Raw genomic sequence first — 17,120 nt, forward strand, 5'->3', positions numbered from 1 at the left:
CTAGTAGACGCTTAACCTATAAGATAATATCTTATATTAACATAGATTTTACATTATTCTAGAATTAGATTATAAAAATCGAATCTTTTCTTTGAACTCATTATTATATCTGAGTATGTTTTAATTGTTTAAAATTATATTCTATGGGTGTACCATAGTTCTTACATTGTATTTTTTGAAGAAAATATGCAATCTTAGTATTTAAATTTTAGTTGTATCTTGATTCATTATATTGAATTAAGATATCAATGCAGTTATCAATTTTATTTTATTTTTTTATAATTTGTTTATTAGAGTTAAAAATTTTAACGATTGGTCTTGAGTATAGATGGTTGTTATTTTTATAACATATAGAAATCAAACATTGAATGGTATTTTGATTTAATCAAAGTTATATTTATTTCGTTTTGTTTTGTATAAGAGATTAAAATCTATTTCTTATATCCCTTTAGAAATATCTTGTATTAGTATACGTTTATTACAGATTTTGATAGATCTGTATTTTTAAGTAATTTTGTGCGTAATTGCAATAAATATTTTATTTTTTCTTCTGGTATCATTATGATGTCATCTAAACATCGTAATCAGTGAACTAATTTGTGTGATAATTAACGATTCTGTATATCGTGATATTTTCACATTTTTCTTAATTATTTCTATGATTTGATTTAATTACATGTAATAAAAATAATTACTTTAATAATAAGGCTTGCAATTTACTGTAGGTTTTTTTACTTAAGGTTAGGCAGTTTAATAGTTTTGCATTGATTACATTAATAATCTGGAGTTAACAAGTTCTGAGATAATAATTTATAGACACGGAGCCAATGGATCTCAATTTTAAATTGATTCGCAATAATTTCTATTAGACTAATGCAAACTCTGTTATTTTTACAAATGTTCATATTTTGGAAAAACATAATAATAGCGGTGTATTTGTTTTTTTTAGTGACCTATTATTCTTGCATAGAATATACACAAGACATATCATTCTTTTTTTATCCAAAGTATGCAGGCTGGTGATTAATAATGAATATATTTGTTTACGATGTAAGTTAACGTTTCATGTAGTTAGTTTCTATTTTTAAATTTCTAATTTATTTCTTTAGGTCGATACTTGATTCATTTTATCTAAATTAATAATAACAGATTTGCTGTGATTCCATATGGGAGTCATGCTTATTATTAATGTATCTGTTATATTATTCTCAAGGAGATCTGTCTGGAATTATATAGTTATATTCCTTGGTTTCATTTAGGAAATATTTCCTGGTTTGTCTATTATTAAGGAGAAGTTTTTAAGTATTGAGCTTTGATTGTCAAACTGCTAGTTATTTTTATTTATTTGATAGACATTTTTTATAAATCACTTTTAGTTTTATGTGTAAGTTGATCTTAAAAAGTAGTAAAAATTTTTATTTTTTATAGTTACGATATGTTTTTAGATTGATATATTCAGTTCTAGATATAGAATTTTTTTAAATTTTTACGATTAATGCATGATTAAAACAATAAAATCTTTTCAAAAGGTTTTATGTTATTAGAGTAAGATTTACCATAACTTAACACACATTGTTTTTATATACAAAGAAGTTATTTAGAAAATTTATAATTAGATATTTCTTAGATTGTCTTTTGAATAGAGATTGATATTAGTAAAGTATTTAAGAATAGAAAGCCTGTAACATTTTATTGAAGATTCAGTAAAGAAAAGAAGTTAAAAATTATTTTCATCTAATGAGTGTCTATCTATTAAATTAATTTTGGTTTTTAGTTTGTCTTTCGATAAGACTCATATAGCGTCTGTGCTTATTCTTATGAAGCGGTGGAATAATGATTAATTTTCTGATATTTATAATGATAATAATGAGTAGAATTTGTCTGGATAGCATACAAACAATATTTTCTATTATTATGATGTTTAATCAAAGTGTCTCATATTTTTCTGATTAGAAAACAAATAAGATTGTAGGGAGATTAGTCAGCTAGAATGTTTTAAAATATAGAAAATACAAGTTAAGTATATTAAGGATAGTGTATTTTATTATTATTTATCATATGTTGATTGTTAATAGAATAAGTGATTTATTATTTTTAATAAACAAGGATATGTATATTTACGTTAACATATTTTAATCGGTAATTATGTAATAGACTATAAGTAATCTATATTGATTATTTTTTAATAGATATGGATATAATTGTCGAAAATGATTTTGTAATGTAAGGGTTCTAAGTTGTATATTTTTTATCCATTAATATTTCGTTTGTTGAATAACACATCTAGTACATAGAGAAGGTAATAATGATTAATTCGATATCGGTTTAATTACGGTGTTACGAATTATATAGTTATTTGGTTCATTGTATCTATGTACTTTAAATTGAGTTACTATAAGGTTTTTCTTTATCTTAATTAATGTTATTGGATTTAGAGATCTAGGTTAGTTGTAAAAAATAGAGTTTATATGAATAAAGATATTACAAAAAGGATTAGTGGATTATGAGTGTAATGATGTGGGAGCTAGTAGTTTCTGGATTAGTAATTGGAATAATTATCGGGGTTTTTGCAATGTGTTTTGGTGGTCGTAGTTTATATGAGAAAAAAAAATTAGAAGATAAATTAAAGAAAAGTCAAGTAGAAATGATGAGATATCAAGAGGAGTTCCGCAGTTATTTAGCACAGACTGTAAATTTATTAGACACTCTAGAGTGTGATCATCAGAAATTACATCAACATATAAAGAATGGATCTAATATTTTATTGTCTCATCTAGTAAATTCCAAAAGTTTATATAGATATGATCTATCTGAATCGGAACTAGATAAAAATCAAATTCCCATCAATTTTCCACGGGATTATCCGGAAGAGTCTAAAAATTTATTCTCAAAGCCACCATTTTATACTCCATTAAGTAAATAGATCGGTATGATTAATTATATTAGATTTTTTATTTTCTATATTGTCTCATTTAAACAGGTAGTTTTATTGAATATAGAATATTATTAGAGATGTATTATACCATAAAGAGATGCATTATATTATATAAAGAAAGAAAGAGTTTGGTTCTCATTATTTATTTAAAATAATAATATTAACATGTTATGTAATAGTAATTACATTGGTTAAATTTACATTTATTTACATTTGACAAATCATAGTAAAATTAATTTGATTAATGCTTTCTTCTTGCGATTAAATCCTGATTACTAGAGTTGTTTTGTATAAAATTTAATAGGTAGTACGAGTGTTTATAAATTACTATACTAAATAATATTATAATCATTTTTAAAACTATAAAATAAATTCTAATGTATATCTCTTCAGAGAAGATTATTTATATTACTATTTTCATATAGTAATACCATTATATATTACAATGTTATATTTTTAGTATTGTCAAGTAATTTTTTTGATTTAAAAAATTTAATATTGTTTAAAACTTCAAGCGCATCTAGGATTACTGAATATCTAAAACCGTTTGAGATAAATGTTGTATGTGGAGAGATGAATGTATATTTCATATTTTAAATTTCATATGGGTGTTCATTTTTCTTCTTTCGCACAGATATTACACTGATGTATAATTATTGCATAGATCTTTACATGTCTGACTATGTTTGGTTTTGAAAATTATGCTTAAATGATCTATGGTGATCATCCTTTGTAAAGTAATATAAATCTTTGATATAATTGAATTAGATGGTATTAGATTATACTAATTCTTTAATATGTTATGAATGTCATATGAGAAAATTGAATTGATTGAAGTAATTAAAACACTGAAAAAGATAATGATAAGTACAATATTATTTTATTTAAATATTGAGTCTTTTAGAGAAGATTTCTTAAAATATCAAGAGTATTGTTTTGTGATATTAATTAAAAATCGTATGATGTATTTATGTATATTTATTAGATATCAATGTAATTTACATTGAACCATATAGTTCAATTTCAATATCACTGTGAACATAACATAAACAGGGTAAAATTTCACCTGGTTTAATACAAGTTAATGGTAATATATTATAGGTGACTGTCCCCTTTAAGAGACGAGTTCGACAACAACCGCAATATCCTGCACGACACTGATATTCGATATATATGTGATATGATTCTATAATGCTTAAAAGCGTGTCATATAAATTATAGTATTGTATTTCTGTACCAGAAGGGCGAATGATAATCATGCAAGGCGTCATTAGTTATAACTGGAAATCGATAAGATCATCTGTATTTACTTCAGAGTCAATTTGACCAACTAGGTAAGAACTAACTTCTGCTTCTTGAGGCGCGACCTGAACGTTATCTGAGGCTAGCCAGGAGTTAATCCATGGAATAGGATTAGATCGTATTTGAAATGGCTGGCGGAGTCCTACTGCATGCATGCGAATATTAGTAATATATTCAATATATTGCCAGAGAATCTCTTTATTTAAACCAATTATTGAGCCATTTTTAAATAAATACTCTGCCCATTTTTTTTCTTGCCTAACAGCCAGTAGAAAAAGATTATAGCATTCTTTTTTGCATTCTGTTGCTATTTCTACCATATCTGGATCATCTAAACCGCTATGTAGAAGGTTGAGAATATGTTGTGTACCAGTAACATGTAGAGCTTCATCACGAGCAATAAGTTTGATAATTTTTGCATTACCCTCCATAAGTTCGCGTTCAGCAAAAGCAAAAGAGCAAGCAAAGCTGACGTAGAAGCGAATAGCCTCAAGTACATTTACATTCATTAGACACAAGTATAGTTGTTTTTTTAGTTTTCTTAGGTTTACTGTAATAGTTGTACTGTTCGTTAATTTATGAATTCCTTCGCCTAAAAGGAGCCAGGAATGAGTCATAAAGATAAGATTATCATAATATCTAGATATATCCTTAGTTCGAGATAAAATTTCCTTGTGTGTAACAATGTCTTCAAAAATAATTGCAGGATTATTAACAATATTACGGATAATATGTGTATAAGAACGTGAATGAATGGTTTCTGAAAACGACCAGGTTTCTACCCACGTTTCTAATTCTGGAATAGATATAAGTGGTAATAAAGCGATATTTGGGCTACGGCCCTGAATAGAATCCAGTAATGTTTGGTACTTTAAATTACTAATAAATATATGTTTTTCATGCTGAGGAAGTGACTGATAGTCAATTCGATCTCGTGATACGTCAATTTCTTCTGGTCTCCAGAAGAAGGAGAGTTGTTTTTCAATTAGTTTTTCAAAAATATTATATTTCTGTTGGTCAAATCGTGAAATATTTACTGATTGACCAAAGAACATTGGTTCTAGTAGTTGATTATTATTTTTTTGTGAAAAAATTGTATAGGCCATATTTTATTCCAACAACATTAAGTAAGCATCCTTTTGCAAAAGCTTTGAGTAATAGTTAAATTTTACAGGACCCGCTTTCGCACTCTTCGTTTGGATCTATTGGGATAGTTGAATCTTGAGAAGCATCTGATCCATCATGAGTGTTGTGATAATACAGTGTTTTAATTCCAAATTTATAAGCAGTTAACAGGTCCTTTAGAAGTTGTCTCATTGGAATTTTACCACCTGTAAAACGTTTTGGATCGTAATGTGTGTTTGAAGAAATAGATTGGTCAATGAACTTTTGCATGAGGCCAACTAGTTGTAAATATCCGTTGTTATCTGGTATATCCCATAGTAATTCGTATTGATTTTTTAGCCGCGTATATTCTGGTACTACTTGACGAAGTATACCATCTTTTGACGCTTTAATGCTGATATGTCCTCGAGGTGGTTCAATTCCATTGGAAGCATTAGAAATTTGTGAAGATGTTTCGGTTGGCATTAGCGCTGACAACGTAGAGTTACGTAGACCATATTTTTTTACAGACTTTCGGAGTCTTTCCCAGTCAAGAAGGAGAGGGGTATTGCATATTGTATCTAAATCTTTTTTGTATGTATCAATTGGCATAATGCCTTGAGAGTAGGTGGTTTCGGAAAACCATGGACAAGCACCTTTTTCAATTGCTAGCTCATTAGATGCTTTAAGAAGCCAATACTGTATTGCCTCAAAAACCTGATGTGTTAAGATATTGGCGCTATTATCAGAATAGCGTACATTGTTTTTTGCTAAATAGTATGCATAGTTAATTACGCCAATTCCTAGAGTACGTCTTCCTATGGCCCCTTTTCTAGCTGCTGGGATAGGATAATCTTGATAGTCAATTAGCGCATCAAGTGCACGCACAGCTAATCTTGCTAGTTCTTGAAGATCATCTAAACTGTCAATAACACCAAGATTAAATGCAGACAGGGTGCAAAGTGCAATTTCTCCATTTTCATCGTTAATATTTTGCATTGGTTTAGTAGGGAGAGTGATTTCAAGACATAGATTAGATTGACGAATAGGTGCAAGAACAGGATTAAATGGGCTATGAGTATTACAATGATCAACATTTTGAATATAAATCCGACCAGTTGATGCACGCTCTTGCATCATTAAGGAAAATAAAGTAATAGCTTTTATTTTTTGTTTATAAATATTTGGGTCTTGTTCATATTGTGTGTATAGTCGCTCAAACTCTTCCTGGTTTGCAAAAAATGCATCATATAGACCAGGTACATCTGATGTACTAAATAGAGTGATATCTTCTCCTTTAAGTAATCTCTGGTACATCATTTTATTTAATTGCACACCATAATCCATGTGTCGGACTCGATTCTCTTCGACACCGCGGTTATTTTTTAAAACTAGAAGACTTTCAATTTCTCTATGCCATAAAGGAAAGAATAAGGTAGCGGCTCCTCCGCGAACTCCTCCTTGAGAGCAGGATTTTACCGCGCTTTGAAAATATTTATAAAAAGGAATGCAACCAGTATGAAAGGCTTCACCGCCACGAATAGGACTTCCTAAAGCACGAATACGACCCGCATTAATACCAATACCAGCGCGCTGAGAGACATATTTAACAATTGCACTGGAGGTGGCGTTAATTGAATCAAGACTATCACCACATTCAATTAATACACAGGAACTAAATTGACGTGTTGGTGTTCGAACTCCCGACATAATAGGTGTAGGCAAAGAGATTTTAAAAGTTGAAATTGCATCATAAAATCGTTTGATATAGTTAAGGCGAGTTTTGGTTGGATATTTAGAAAATAGACATGCAGACACTAAGATATATAGAAACTGAGCGCTTTCATAGATATCACCGGTCACACGGTTTTGAACTAGATATTTTCCTTCTAGTTGTTTGACTGCGGCGTAGGAGAAATTCATATCTCTCCAGTGATCAATAAAACTATCCATTTTTTCAAATTCTTCAGTGCTATAATCCGTTATGAGGTGTTTATCATATTTCCCCATAGCTACCATGCGTGTAACTTGATTTATAAGTGTAGGAGGCTTAAATTTTCCATAAGCTTTTTTTCTTAAATGAAAGATAGCTAATCGTGCAGCCATATATTGATAATCAGGTGCATCTCTTGAGATTAAGTCGGCTGCTGACTTGATAATAGTTTCATGAATATCAAACGTTCGAATGCCTTCATAGAATTGAATACGCGAACAAAGTTCCACTTGTGAAACGGAGACGTTTTTTAGACCTTTGGATGCCCAGTTGAGCACACGATGTATTTTATCGAGATCAATGCATTCAGCGCGGCCATTGCGTTTAGTGACAAATAGACTTTGATTCATGTCAATTTTTACCTGTTTTAATAAATAATCCTCGTGTTTTAAAATATATATTTTGTATGCAATTCTACATATCAACACAAATATAGCGGTAGGGTAAATGGTAATAATACATGTATTATTCTAATGGTTTCTATTTAGTTAATAAATTGTGATTTCAGGAGTGCATAGAAGCATATAATAAATCGGTTTTTAAGTTCATTTTTCTCTCTTTTCAGTTATGCTAGAAAGTAAATAATTTTTATTTTATCTTTGTATTCGGGTTTCTTTTTTAGATTTTAAAGGGTTGATTATTAACTGAATTAGAATTTATTACTTATCTATCTATAAATAGAAATATGATTCAACCATACTGATATTTTTAAGTTTTTCTTAAAAACAGTCTAATAAATAAATATATTTTTTATTTGCTGTCTTATATGATTTTAAATTTATTGCATATAGTTATGAATCAAATATATGAAGATTTTCATAATCTTGGTTTTTTAACAGAAAAGGTTAACAATCTATTTCAAGATTATAGAGTGTATTTTTTTACATGTTATTTTATTTTTTATTGCTCCAACTTATAATTTTTATATTGAAATTGTGACTTATATAGATATTATATAAGAAATATATTAGATTGATATTTATAGAAAATAGAGAGACATCATTCTTATGATGAACTAGGATCTATAAGAATCAATATATATTTTTATCGTTTTGGAGGGGTATTTGATTAACCCGAACAGGTTAGTATATCAAATTCAGATGAGTCTGTGTGAGTAGTAAGTTTTTTATCATAAGTTATTAGGTATAATGTGATAATCTGTCTATGTTTTATTTCTAGATAGATATTGATGTTATATATTACAATAATTTTTATTGATAAGATGATCAATATTGTTTTATGACCTTTATGTTATAATTAGGTTTGACCTCTTCGTGATATAAATTATAGATGTTTTATGATGATCTTAATTACTTGAGGATATTAATAAAACAAGATTTATTTAAAATAAAGTAAATTTATATTTCATCTTTTCTGTATATTTTTATTAATTTGCATTATTGTTGAATGGCATATTTATATCTATAATAGTTTCATCACGTAGTGATTCTATTGTCATCAAATTTCTAAAGATGAAATTAATTCATAAAAGATCACATTAGTATTCATGTAAGTCTGGTAAAAAATTCCAATTTTATATTTAGTGAAAATCTGTATTTATAGATTAAAAAATTATAAAGCTTAGTTATGGTTTATCACCGGAAAGCAACAATACGCTAGTTAGAGAATTACACTTCTTGAACTAGTTGGAGAGTTTGATGACTATGGATTTAGTTATTTGTTACGTTTTAATGAATAATGAGATATTAATAATGATTGAATTACGTAGATTGATTAAGATATTTATGAAGATCTATAAATAATGAAGTAATGGACTTTAATCATGTAATTTAATTTTTTTAGAATAGATTTCTTGAGTAGAAATCTATAAAAATTGATTAAGGAATTTATTTTCCTATGAGTTAAAAGTAAATAGAAGATGATTTTAGTCCCAATAAATGATTATAAGCAGGTTTATCAAATTTTGTAAAATTAATTGTAGATTTGAAGTTATATTAATATTTTAAGTATAAAATGTATTATAAATTATTTTATTTTATATATTTCAGAGTCTATATGTTATTGATAGCATCTGATTCTATTAATTACTATTTGTATAAAAATTCTTATTTTACTAAAAAGTTAATAAGAGATCTTAATTTTTTTATTTCTATTTTATATAGACTTATGTTTAAGGCTTCTTTCATGAGAAGCCTTAAACATAAGAGATAGTGGATAATTATTGGGTCCACTTAGTGTGGAAAAGGCCTTCTTTATCAATACGCTTGTAAGTATGTGATCCGAAATAGTCGCGTTGTGCTTGGATTAAATTTGCAGGTAGATTTTCTGAACGATAACTATCATAGTAGGAAATAGCAGAAGAAAATGTTGGTACCGGTATTCCGTTTTGTACTGCATAAGAGGTGATTTTTCTTAAATCCATTTGGTATTGAGAAGCGATATTACTGAAGTAAGGTGTGAATAATAAATTAATCAGCTCTGGATTAAAAGTATAGGATTGAGTGATTTGCTCTAGAAATTGAGAGCGAATGATACAACCAGCGCGGAATATTTTAGAAATGTCTCCATAGTTAAGATTCCATTGATATTTTTTTGATGCAGCTTTTAATTGAGCAAAACCTTGTGAGTAAGAAATAATCTTGCCAAGATATAGCGCGCGACGTATTTGTTCAATGAACTTTTTTTTATCACCCCTAAATATTTTACATTTAGGGCCAGATAGAATTTTAGATGCTTTCATTCGTGTTGTTTTGAGTGATGATATATAGCGGGCGAATACTGATTGGGTAATTAATGAAAGAGGTTCATTAAGATCTAATGCGCTTTGACTAGCCCACTGTCCTGTTCCTTTGTTTTCAGCTTCATCTAAGATTAAGTCAATTAGATAATTTCCTTCTATATTTTTTTTAGTAAAGATTTTTGATGTGATGTCAATTAAGTAGCTATTTAGCTCTCCGTCGTTCCATTTTTTGAAAATTTCTGCAATAATATCATTATTCATCTGTAATGCGTATTTTAAAAGAAAATAGGCTTCAGAAATTAGTTGCATATCGCCATATTCAATACCATTATGTATCATTTTAACATAATGCCCAGAACCGTTTGGTCCGATGTAAGAAATACAGGCTTCTCCCTGGAATACTGCTGCAATTTTACTAAAAATTGGAGCAATAAGTTCATATGCGTCTTTTTGACCTCCAGGCATAAAAGACGGGCCTTTTAGAGCTCCTTCTTCGCCACCTGAAACACCAGTTCCGATAAAATTGAATCCATGGCTAGATAACTCTTTATTGCGACGTATGGTATCTTTATAGTAAGAGTTTCCACCATCAATTAAGATGTCTCCGTGTTCAAGATATTGCGCAATTATCGATATTGTTTTATCAGTTGCTTGACCAGCTTTTACCATTAGTAAAATACGACGTGGTTTTTCTAATGAATTTACAAATTCTTTAATTTTATAAAATGGAATGAGATTTTTATCGGGGTTTTCTATCAGAATTTCGTTGGTTTTTGCAGTAGTACGATTGAATATAGAAACTGAATAGCCTCGGTTTTCTAGATTTAGAGCTAGATTACGCCCCATTACTGCCATACCTACAATACCGATTTGTTGCTTTGGCATTCTATTTTCCTCTAAATGCAATAATTTTTGGATGGGACCTCGTGGATGAAAATCAATATAATTGATATGTTATATATAAGCTCAGTGGAGTGTTATTAGACTACTCATTTATATATAGGTTAATGGTAAATACCAAGTTATAGTTAGTTTTAGTTAATAATTTGTATTACTGTAGATTTTTTTAGAGAGATATATAGCTATTATAGTTAAAAGAGATGATAATGCTTTGGTTAGGATAGATGATCACTTTAATTAATTATTGTAGTCATTAAAGGTCATTATTTTTAATATGGTAGATGTTGATTTAATAGAAAATTTTCCTATTTTTTACGATAGGGTTAGAGATCGATTTATTGTTCTCATCACCAATGATTCTATCATATCATATAATGTATTTTATATTATTCATGTGGTTTTGAATAGTAATGATTCTTATTTAAATTGAGTTTTAAAAATATAAAATTTTATATATTATTATATAAATATCGCTATTAACGTGTATAATGAATTTTGTTATTTTTTTTAATCAGGATAATGTGATAAAGATATATAGATTTATAATTAGATTTTTAATGTATAATCAACACCGTTTATTATGTTATTTTTTTGGTTAATTTTTGGGTATGATTAATATTGAAGATTAATTGTATGATATTACAGTCTGGTAATTTCTATATTAAAGGAAAAGTAGAGGATTTGAATTAGAATAAGTCATATCATCTTATTGGTTATGATTAATCAGGAATGGTTGGTTTATTTATTTTCTTTGACTATCTAACATGTTCTAAAATTTTATTTTATTACTATTTTTAGCGTATTTAAGATTAGTGCTTAATATCTAGAGTGAGATATAGTGAGATTTTATCACTCAAAATTATTATTAAAAAGACATAGATTAAATGATACTAGTGTGATCTTTACTCTTAAATACTCTAATGGTTGTTAGTTGATAAGCTAGGTTAGATAGTTATCGTTTTGATAGAGTTTGATAGAGAGCAAGGAAAATGAGTGTTTGACATTAATATTTATTATTTTGAATTTATTATTTCGACTTAATGTAGATATCATCTGTTTTCTATAATGATAATTATTTAGAAAAGATTTATAGAATCTTGTATATAAGTATTATACTTAGTTAAATGTTTTAATGATAGAAACTCAGATATTAAGAAGTAGGACAAGCTATAATATTATTATAGCTAATATAGATATATAAAGTTAATTTAAAATTGTTATCTATATTATTTTATTATTTTAATTTAACTACTTGATTTCTTCTTCATGTAAATTGTGGAGTTAATATAAATTGTGGAGTTATTACTATCATTAGTAATAACTCTAATTATTAGTATATTAGAAAATTTTTTAATGTGTGATGATTGAGTTATAAATCTTATTCTGGATATTTTTTATTTGAGTGATGTTTACATTATGTTAATAAAAACAAGAGCTTATTATATGTTCTCTAATGAGATGGTTTTTATCTATGATCGAATTTTTCTAAATAAATCAGATGTTACCGCAACGCATAGTGATTTTTAATTATCATTTATGGATAATGTGATTATTATATTTAAGTATTTTATTTTTTTATTTGTTTTATTTTTGTGTTAAAAAATTATGATTTATATACATTGGTAAGTGCTTTGCATGCGGATGCGGGAAGGAGTGACTCAATATTACCACCGTTGTGTGCTATTTCTTTGATTAATGAAGAAGAGAGATAGGTGGATTGTTCTGTAGCAATAAGGAATATAATTTCTAATTTAGGGTTTAAATGTTTATTCATGTGGTATCTTTGGGTTTCTTTTTCAAAATCCGATACGTTGCGTAGGCCTCGAATGAGTACGTTAGTTTTTTGTTTTTGAGCAAGGTGTATTAATAAACCACTAAACCTAATTATTTTTACATTTTTTAAATGTGCAACTGCTTCTTGAGCAAATCCTACGCGTTTTTCAATAGAAAACATTGGATTTTTACTGGGATTGGTGGTAATGGCAAGGATTATTTTGCTAAATATTAGTGTTGCACGTGTGATGATATTTATATGTCCATTAGTTATCGGATCAAACGTTCCAGGGTATATTGCTTTATTTCTCATGTAGTTTTTTCTTTGTAGAGCGATTTAGAGTCCATAAGGTTGTGTATTTATTAAAAGTATACTGAGAATTTACCATTGCTAATATCCATCCTTTCGTACCATCTAAAAAACTTGCACGTATTAATAATGTCTGTATAAAAGTCCAGATAGTGTATAAGAAAATACGTATAACATTGCTATTTTTTCCATTTTGATTACTCTGTATAGCCCATGCTTTGGCATGGGATAACTGTTTCAATTGAAAGGAATAAAAATCACTGCAGGTTATATGCAATAGGTCTCCATCTAGTAATTTAATCTTCGTTTTTGGCGCGTATAAGGCTTCATGTACTAGATTGCTATTATATTGAAAATGACGTGGATATAGACGTATTACTCGATCTGGATACCAGCCCCCATGGCGCATAAATCGCCCTAGAAACAGGTTAGAGCGTGAGAGAAGATAGACTGTGTCTGTTTCTGGTTCTTTTAGTATGTTTTGGATTGAATTTTTTAAATTATTTGTTACGCGCTCATCACTGTCAATCATTAAAATCATAGAATTTTGTGCATAGCTCTGTGCTATTTGTCGTTGTTTACCGTAACCATTCCATGAATTAGTTCTATAAACGATAGCTCCATATTGACAAGCTATGTTTCGAGTTTGGTCAGTACTATTAAAGTCAAGTATAATAATTTCATCTGCCCAATTAACTGATTCTAGGCATTCAGGCAGAAATTCAGCTGAGTTTCTAGTAATTATGACTACGGAAATTTTTTGTCGTATTTTCATAGTAATTGTGTTGCGGTGGGAGAAAGGGTTTAAGGATCTGTAGTAGTTGTTGTCGAGTTCCTTGGTTATTTTTTAATATGCGTTGTGCTTGAGAGCCATAATAAACGCGTAAATTTTCATGGATAAGAAGCATAATAATTGATTTAGTTAAGGAACTAGTACTACTTACGGTAATAAGACCATTATTTTTTTTAATTCTTTCACAAATATTTTTAAAGTTAAAAGTGTAGGGCCCCATGAGTATTGGGATAGAATGTGACGCAGGTTCTAATGGATTATGACCACCATGCTTTACTAAGCTTCCACCAACAAACGCTAGATCGGAAATGCCATATAGCAACATAAGTTCACCTATTGTATCAATAATTACCACCTGAATTTTAGCAGAAGGAACCAAATTACTACTACGTAGTATATAATTTAGGTTATATTTTTTCGTTAAATAACATATTTTTTGGCAACGTGAAGGATGGCGAGGTGCTAGAATTAATAATAGGTCAGGAAAGTCTTTTAATAGTTTCTGATGTGTCTCTAAGATAATCTTTTCTTCTCCATGATGGGTGCTAGCTGCAATCCATTTCGGTCGACTGAATGTCCATTGATGACGTAATCTATTAGATTTTTTTTTCATTTCTGATGTGATGGATATATCGAATTTTAGGTTTCCAGTGATTATTATTTTATTTTTGTCTACTCCAAGTTTAATAAAACGCTCTCCATCTTCATGAGATTGTGCTGCGATTAAGGCGATACGCTGAAGTAAAGGTTTCATAAAGATACTAATTCTTTTATAAGAACAGGCAGAGCGTTCTGATAATCTAGCATTAACTATTATTAATGGAATATTTTGATTGTATAAAAGAGAGATCATATTAGGCCATAGCTCTTTTTCCATGATAATAACTAATTTAGGGCATGTTTGTTTGAAAAAACGTTTCATGGATCCAGGCAGGTCATACGGTAGGTATACATGATGTATCCTATGATCTACTATGGTTCGAGCCAATTCTGATCCTGTAGGTGTCATAGTGGTCAAAACAATAGGTAGATTTGGATAATTATAACGTAGGGATTGGATGAGAGGTAGTATTGCTAATGTTTCTCCAACTGAAACAGCATGTAGATGTATGCCATGTGGTTGAATTGTTTTAATAGAAAACCCATAACGCTCAGGCCAGCGTTCTCGATATCTAATGTTTTTATAACTGAGACACCAGAGACGTAACCAGATTATAGGTTGCAATAGATATAGTAAAATTGTGTAAAGAAAAAGCATGATTTTATTTTTTTATATTAAAGAAAGAGCGTAATCTAAGTATTATTGATAATTTAAGAAAATATTGAATTAGGTAAATAAAGATATAAAAATATTGAATATTCTCGTGTTGTCATGTGTTTTATGGATATTTAAGTTAAACTTATCTATTTTTCACGAATACTGACAGATTTCTAAAGAGTCTGCAAGGTAGAATGTGGTAAAGATAAGAAATCAGAGTGAGTTATTATAAAATAATTGATTTGATTGAATGTCTGTTCTTACTTGTTTCTATTAAAAATATAGTTCATTTCTTATATATGATGATATTGAAATCTGTAGTATTTCTAGACGATATTTTCATGATTACTATGATTTTTATCATTACATCTTAATTTGTCCATTAATATAGTGAATTATGATGTTGTTGTTAGTTTTAGATAGATATGATATGTGTCTTTGAGAAGTATCATAGTGGTTCAATTATGGACTAAAATATTATTGGTTATGTATAACATGTATGATTTAGTATAATATTCACAGATAATGAATAATATTTTATATTTATTTTAATCTCTTATACTTCATAAGTTATTACAATCATAGAATATAAAAAATGATTTATATTTTATTTTTTAATAAAAATATTGAGTAATAAATCTTTAATTCGGGTAAGTGCATGTATATTATATCTTATTTTTAACTCTATTTTTAATTTTTTATTTTTCTAATAAACCATTCCTTTTATTACGAGTATGAGTTTATATGTAAGTCGAAGTTTTTTAGACTAAATAAGTTTAACAGTGGGATTTTATTTTGAGATATTTATTAAGAAAGATACTATGAATACTATGATTTGTTAAGATTAAAGTATATTAGTTTTTATTATTCTTTCTACTATGGCACTAATAATTTGTTGGTAATTAGAAGAATAGGTCAGATAAAAATCTTAGTATGGTACTATATTATAGTTTATAAATAATTATATTTTATAAATATTTATTTTTAATAACTGATAAAATATTTTTCATCTCACTAATATTTTTTGGAAAAAGGTTTTTACTTAAAATATCATAGAAATTCAAATAAATTTTTAGTATTTGTAAGAGATACGTTAATTACATAATGTGCACTGATAGAATGCAAAAGAAGTGAGAATTAATTAACAACAGGATAGTTACTTAGGATGTAATATGAATTGCATGAATAACAAGGACAATATTACTTATTTTATTTTTTTGTAAGGCTCGGAATATAATTAATTAATATTAAATTTTTTAATGTTTAACTTTAAATATTGATAAGGTATTTAATCATATGTAAGTTTACATAATTTAAGATATACGTATTTTTTGTTTTTTGACAATAGAATTTAATTGTACCTTACAGGTTAGATGATATGAATGATTTTTTAAAGCAGAATATCGTAAGAAAATAGAATTATTATTTATTTTATTGATTAATAAATGATAATAAAGATATTTTTTATATAATAGATGTGTAAGTGATTTATCTGTAAATATACATTATTTTTAACTTTATATCAAGGATATAATTATAGAGGATAGGTATTATAGTTTTTTATAATTGGGTATTATAGTGATTAATTTTTCTTAGATGTAATGTTTTTTAGTTGTTATTCTAATAATTTTTTAATTAGCGCATCATTAACCGTTAATTAGTTTAATAACTAGAGTGTATTTTTATTGTATGTGATTTGAAGATATATAAGATAATGTCAATTAATTTAGTAGTATATGAGAATAATGTGTTTAATTTTTTATTTTAAATTAAGCGTGGAATGATTAATGAGATGGGGTTGTTTGATTTTTTCGGCACGAGAGGATTTGAACCTCTGATCCCCGACACCCCATGACGGTGCGCTACCAAGCTGCGCCACGTGCCGTAATGTTATTTTACTTTTCAAAAATTTAAATGCAAATAATTTAAATAAGACTTTTTAATGTAATATTCTTCGAATTTAGAAACAAATGAGGTTTTTCATGCAAATCCTGTATGTAAGGGGTCGTAATATATTTGGAATATACTAAGCAAAGCAATGTTATATGAGT

General features: G+C 28.0%; 8 protein-coding genes and 1 tRNA gene. 1 reads left to right on the forward strand and 8 read right to left on the reverse strand.

Annotated elements, in window-relative coordinates:
* Nucleotides 1–2,503: 2,503 nt before the first annotated feature.
* Nucleotides 2,504–2,923 carry a ZapG family protein gene (locus HACICURT3053_RS00740; protein WP_157991859.1) on the forward strand — a complete coding sequence of 140 codons (420 nt, stop codon included), beginning with the start codon at nucleotides 2,504–2,506 and terminating at the stop codon, nucleotides 2,921–2,923.
* A 1,010-nt stretch (nucleotides 2,924–3,933) separates the two neighbouring features.
* On the opposite strand, the gene yfaE is transcribed toward HACICURT3053_RS00740, so the two are convergent.
* From yfaE to HACICURT3053_RS00780, 8 genes are all read right to left on the reverse strand, one after another.
* Nucleotides 3,934–4,194, reverse strand: coding sequence for a class I ribonucleotide reductase maintenance protein YfaE (gene yfaE, locus HACICURT3053_RS00745; protein ID WP_232037541.1), 261 nt, complete (start codon nucleotides 4,192–4,194; stop codon nucleotides 3,934–3,936).
* 15 nt (nucleotides 4,195–4,209) lie between these two features.
* Entirely contained in the window at nucleotides 4,210–5,343 is a 1,134-nt protein-coding gene (gene nrdB, locus HACICURT3053_RS00750) for a class Ia ribonucleoside-diphosphate reductase subunit beta (protein WP_157991861.1), read from the reverse strand.
* A 55-nt stretch (nucleotides 5,344–5,398) separates the two neighbouring features.
* Nucleotides 5,399–7,684 carry a class 1a ribonucleoside-diphosphate reductase subunit alpha gene (nrdA, locus tag HACICURT3053_RS00755; protein WP_157991862.1) on the reverse strand — a complete coding sequence of 762 codons (2,286 nt, stop codon included), beginning with the start codon at nucleotides 7,682–7,684 and terminating at the stop codon, nucleotides 5,399–5,401.
* Between the two features lie 1,829 nt (nucleotides 7,685–9,513).
* Nucleotides 9,514–10,920 (reverse strand): NADP-dependent phosphogluconate dehydrogenase, encoded by a 1,407-nt coding sequence (gndA, locus tag HACICURT3053_RS00760; RefSeq protein ID WP_157991863.1) that lies wholly within the window; start codon nucleotides 10,918–10,920, stop codon nucleotides 9,514–9,516.
* 1,618 nt (nucleotides 10,921–12,538) lie between these two features.
* Nucleotides 12,539–13,021: a pantetheine-phosphate adenylyltransferase gene (gene coaD / locus HACICURT3053_RS00765; RefSeq protein WP_157991864.1), complete on the reverse strand. Its 483-nt coding sequence runs from the start codon at nucleotides 13,019–13,021 to the stop codon at nucleotides 12,539–12,541.
* Nucleotides 13,011–13,793, reverse strand: coding sequence for a glycosyltransferase family 2 protein (locus HACICURT3053_RS00770; RefSeq protein WP_157991865.1), 783 nt, complete (start codon nucleotides 13,791–13,793; stop codon nucleotides 13,011–13,013). The genes coaD and HACICURT3053_RS00770 overlap by 11 nt, the downstream gene beginning before the upstream one ends.
* Nucleotides 13,753–15,072, reverse strand: a complete 1,320-nt coding sequence (gene waaA, locus HACICURT3053_RS00775; RefSeq protein ID WP_174233918.1) for a lipid IV(A) 3-deoxy-D-manno-octulosonic acid transferase — start codon at nucleotides 15,070–15,072, stop codon at nucleotides 13,753–13,755. The genes HACICURT3053_RS00770 and waaA overlap by 41 nt, the downstream gene beginning before the upstream one ends.
* 1,808 nt (nucleotides 15,073–16,880) lie before the next feature.
* Nucleotides 16,881–16,954, reverse strand: a tRNA-Pro gene (locus tag HACICURT3053_RS00780).
* Between the last annotated feature and the right edge of the window lie 166 nt (nucleotides 16,955–17,120).

Source organism: Candidatus Erwinia haradaeae (assembly GCF_900698855.1).
Lineage (GTDB): Bacteria > Pseudomonadota > Gammaproteobacteria > Enterobacterales > Enterobacteriaceae > Erwinia_E > Erwinia_E haradaeae_F.

Bases quoted from the DNA above. Each gene is read 5' to 3' on its own strand.
- gndA (WP_157991863.1), bottom strand. From the start codon at position 10,920: ATGCCAAAGCAACAAATCGGTATTGTAGGTATGGCAGTAATGGGGCGT.
- HACICURT3053_RS00740 (WP_157991859.1), top strand. From the start codon at position 2,504: ATGAGTGTAATGATGTGGGAGCTAGTAGTTTCTGGATTAGTAATTGGA.
- coaD (WP_157991864.1), bottom strand. From the start codon at position 13,021: ATGAGAAATAAAGCAATATACCCTGGAACGTTTGATCCGATAACTAAT.
- yfaE (WP_232037541.1), bottom strand. From the start codon at position 4,194: ATGATTATCATTCGCCCTTCTGGTACAGAAATACAATACTATAATTTA.
- HACICURT3053_RS00770 (WP_157991865.1), bottom strand. From the start codon at position 13,793: ATGAAAATACGACAAAAAATTTCCGTAGTCATAATTACTAGAAACTCA.
- nrdB (WP_157991861.1), bottom strand. From the start codon at position 5,343: ATGGCCTATACAATTTTTTCACAAAAAAATAATAATCAACTACTAGAA.
- nrdA (WP_157991862.1), bottom strand. From the start codon at position 7,684: ATGAATCAAAGTCTATTTGTCACTAAACGCAATGGCCGCGCTGAATGC.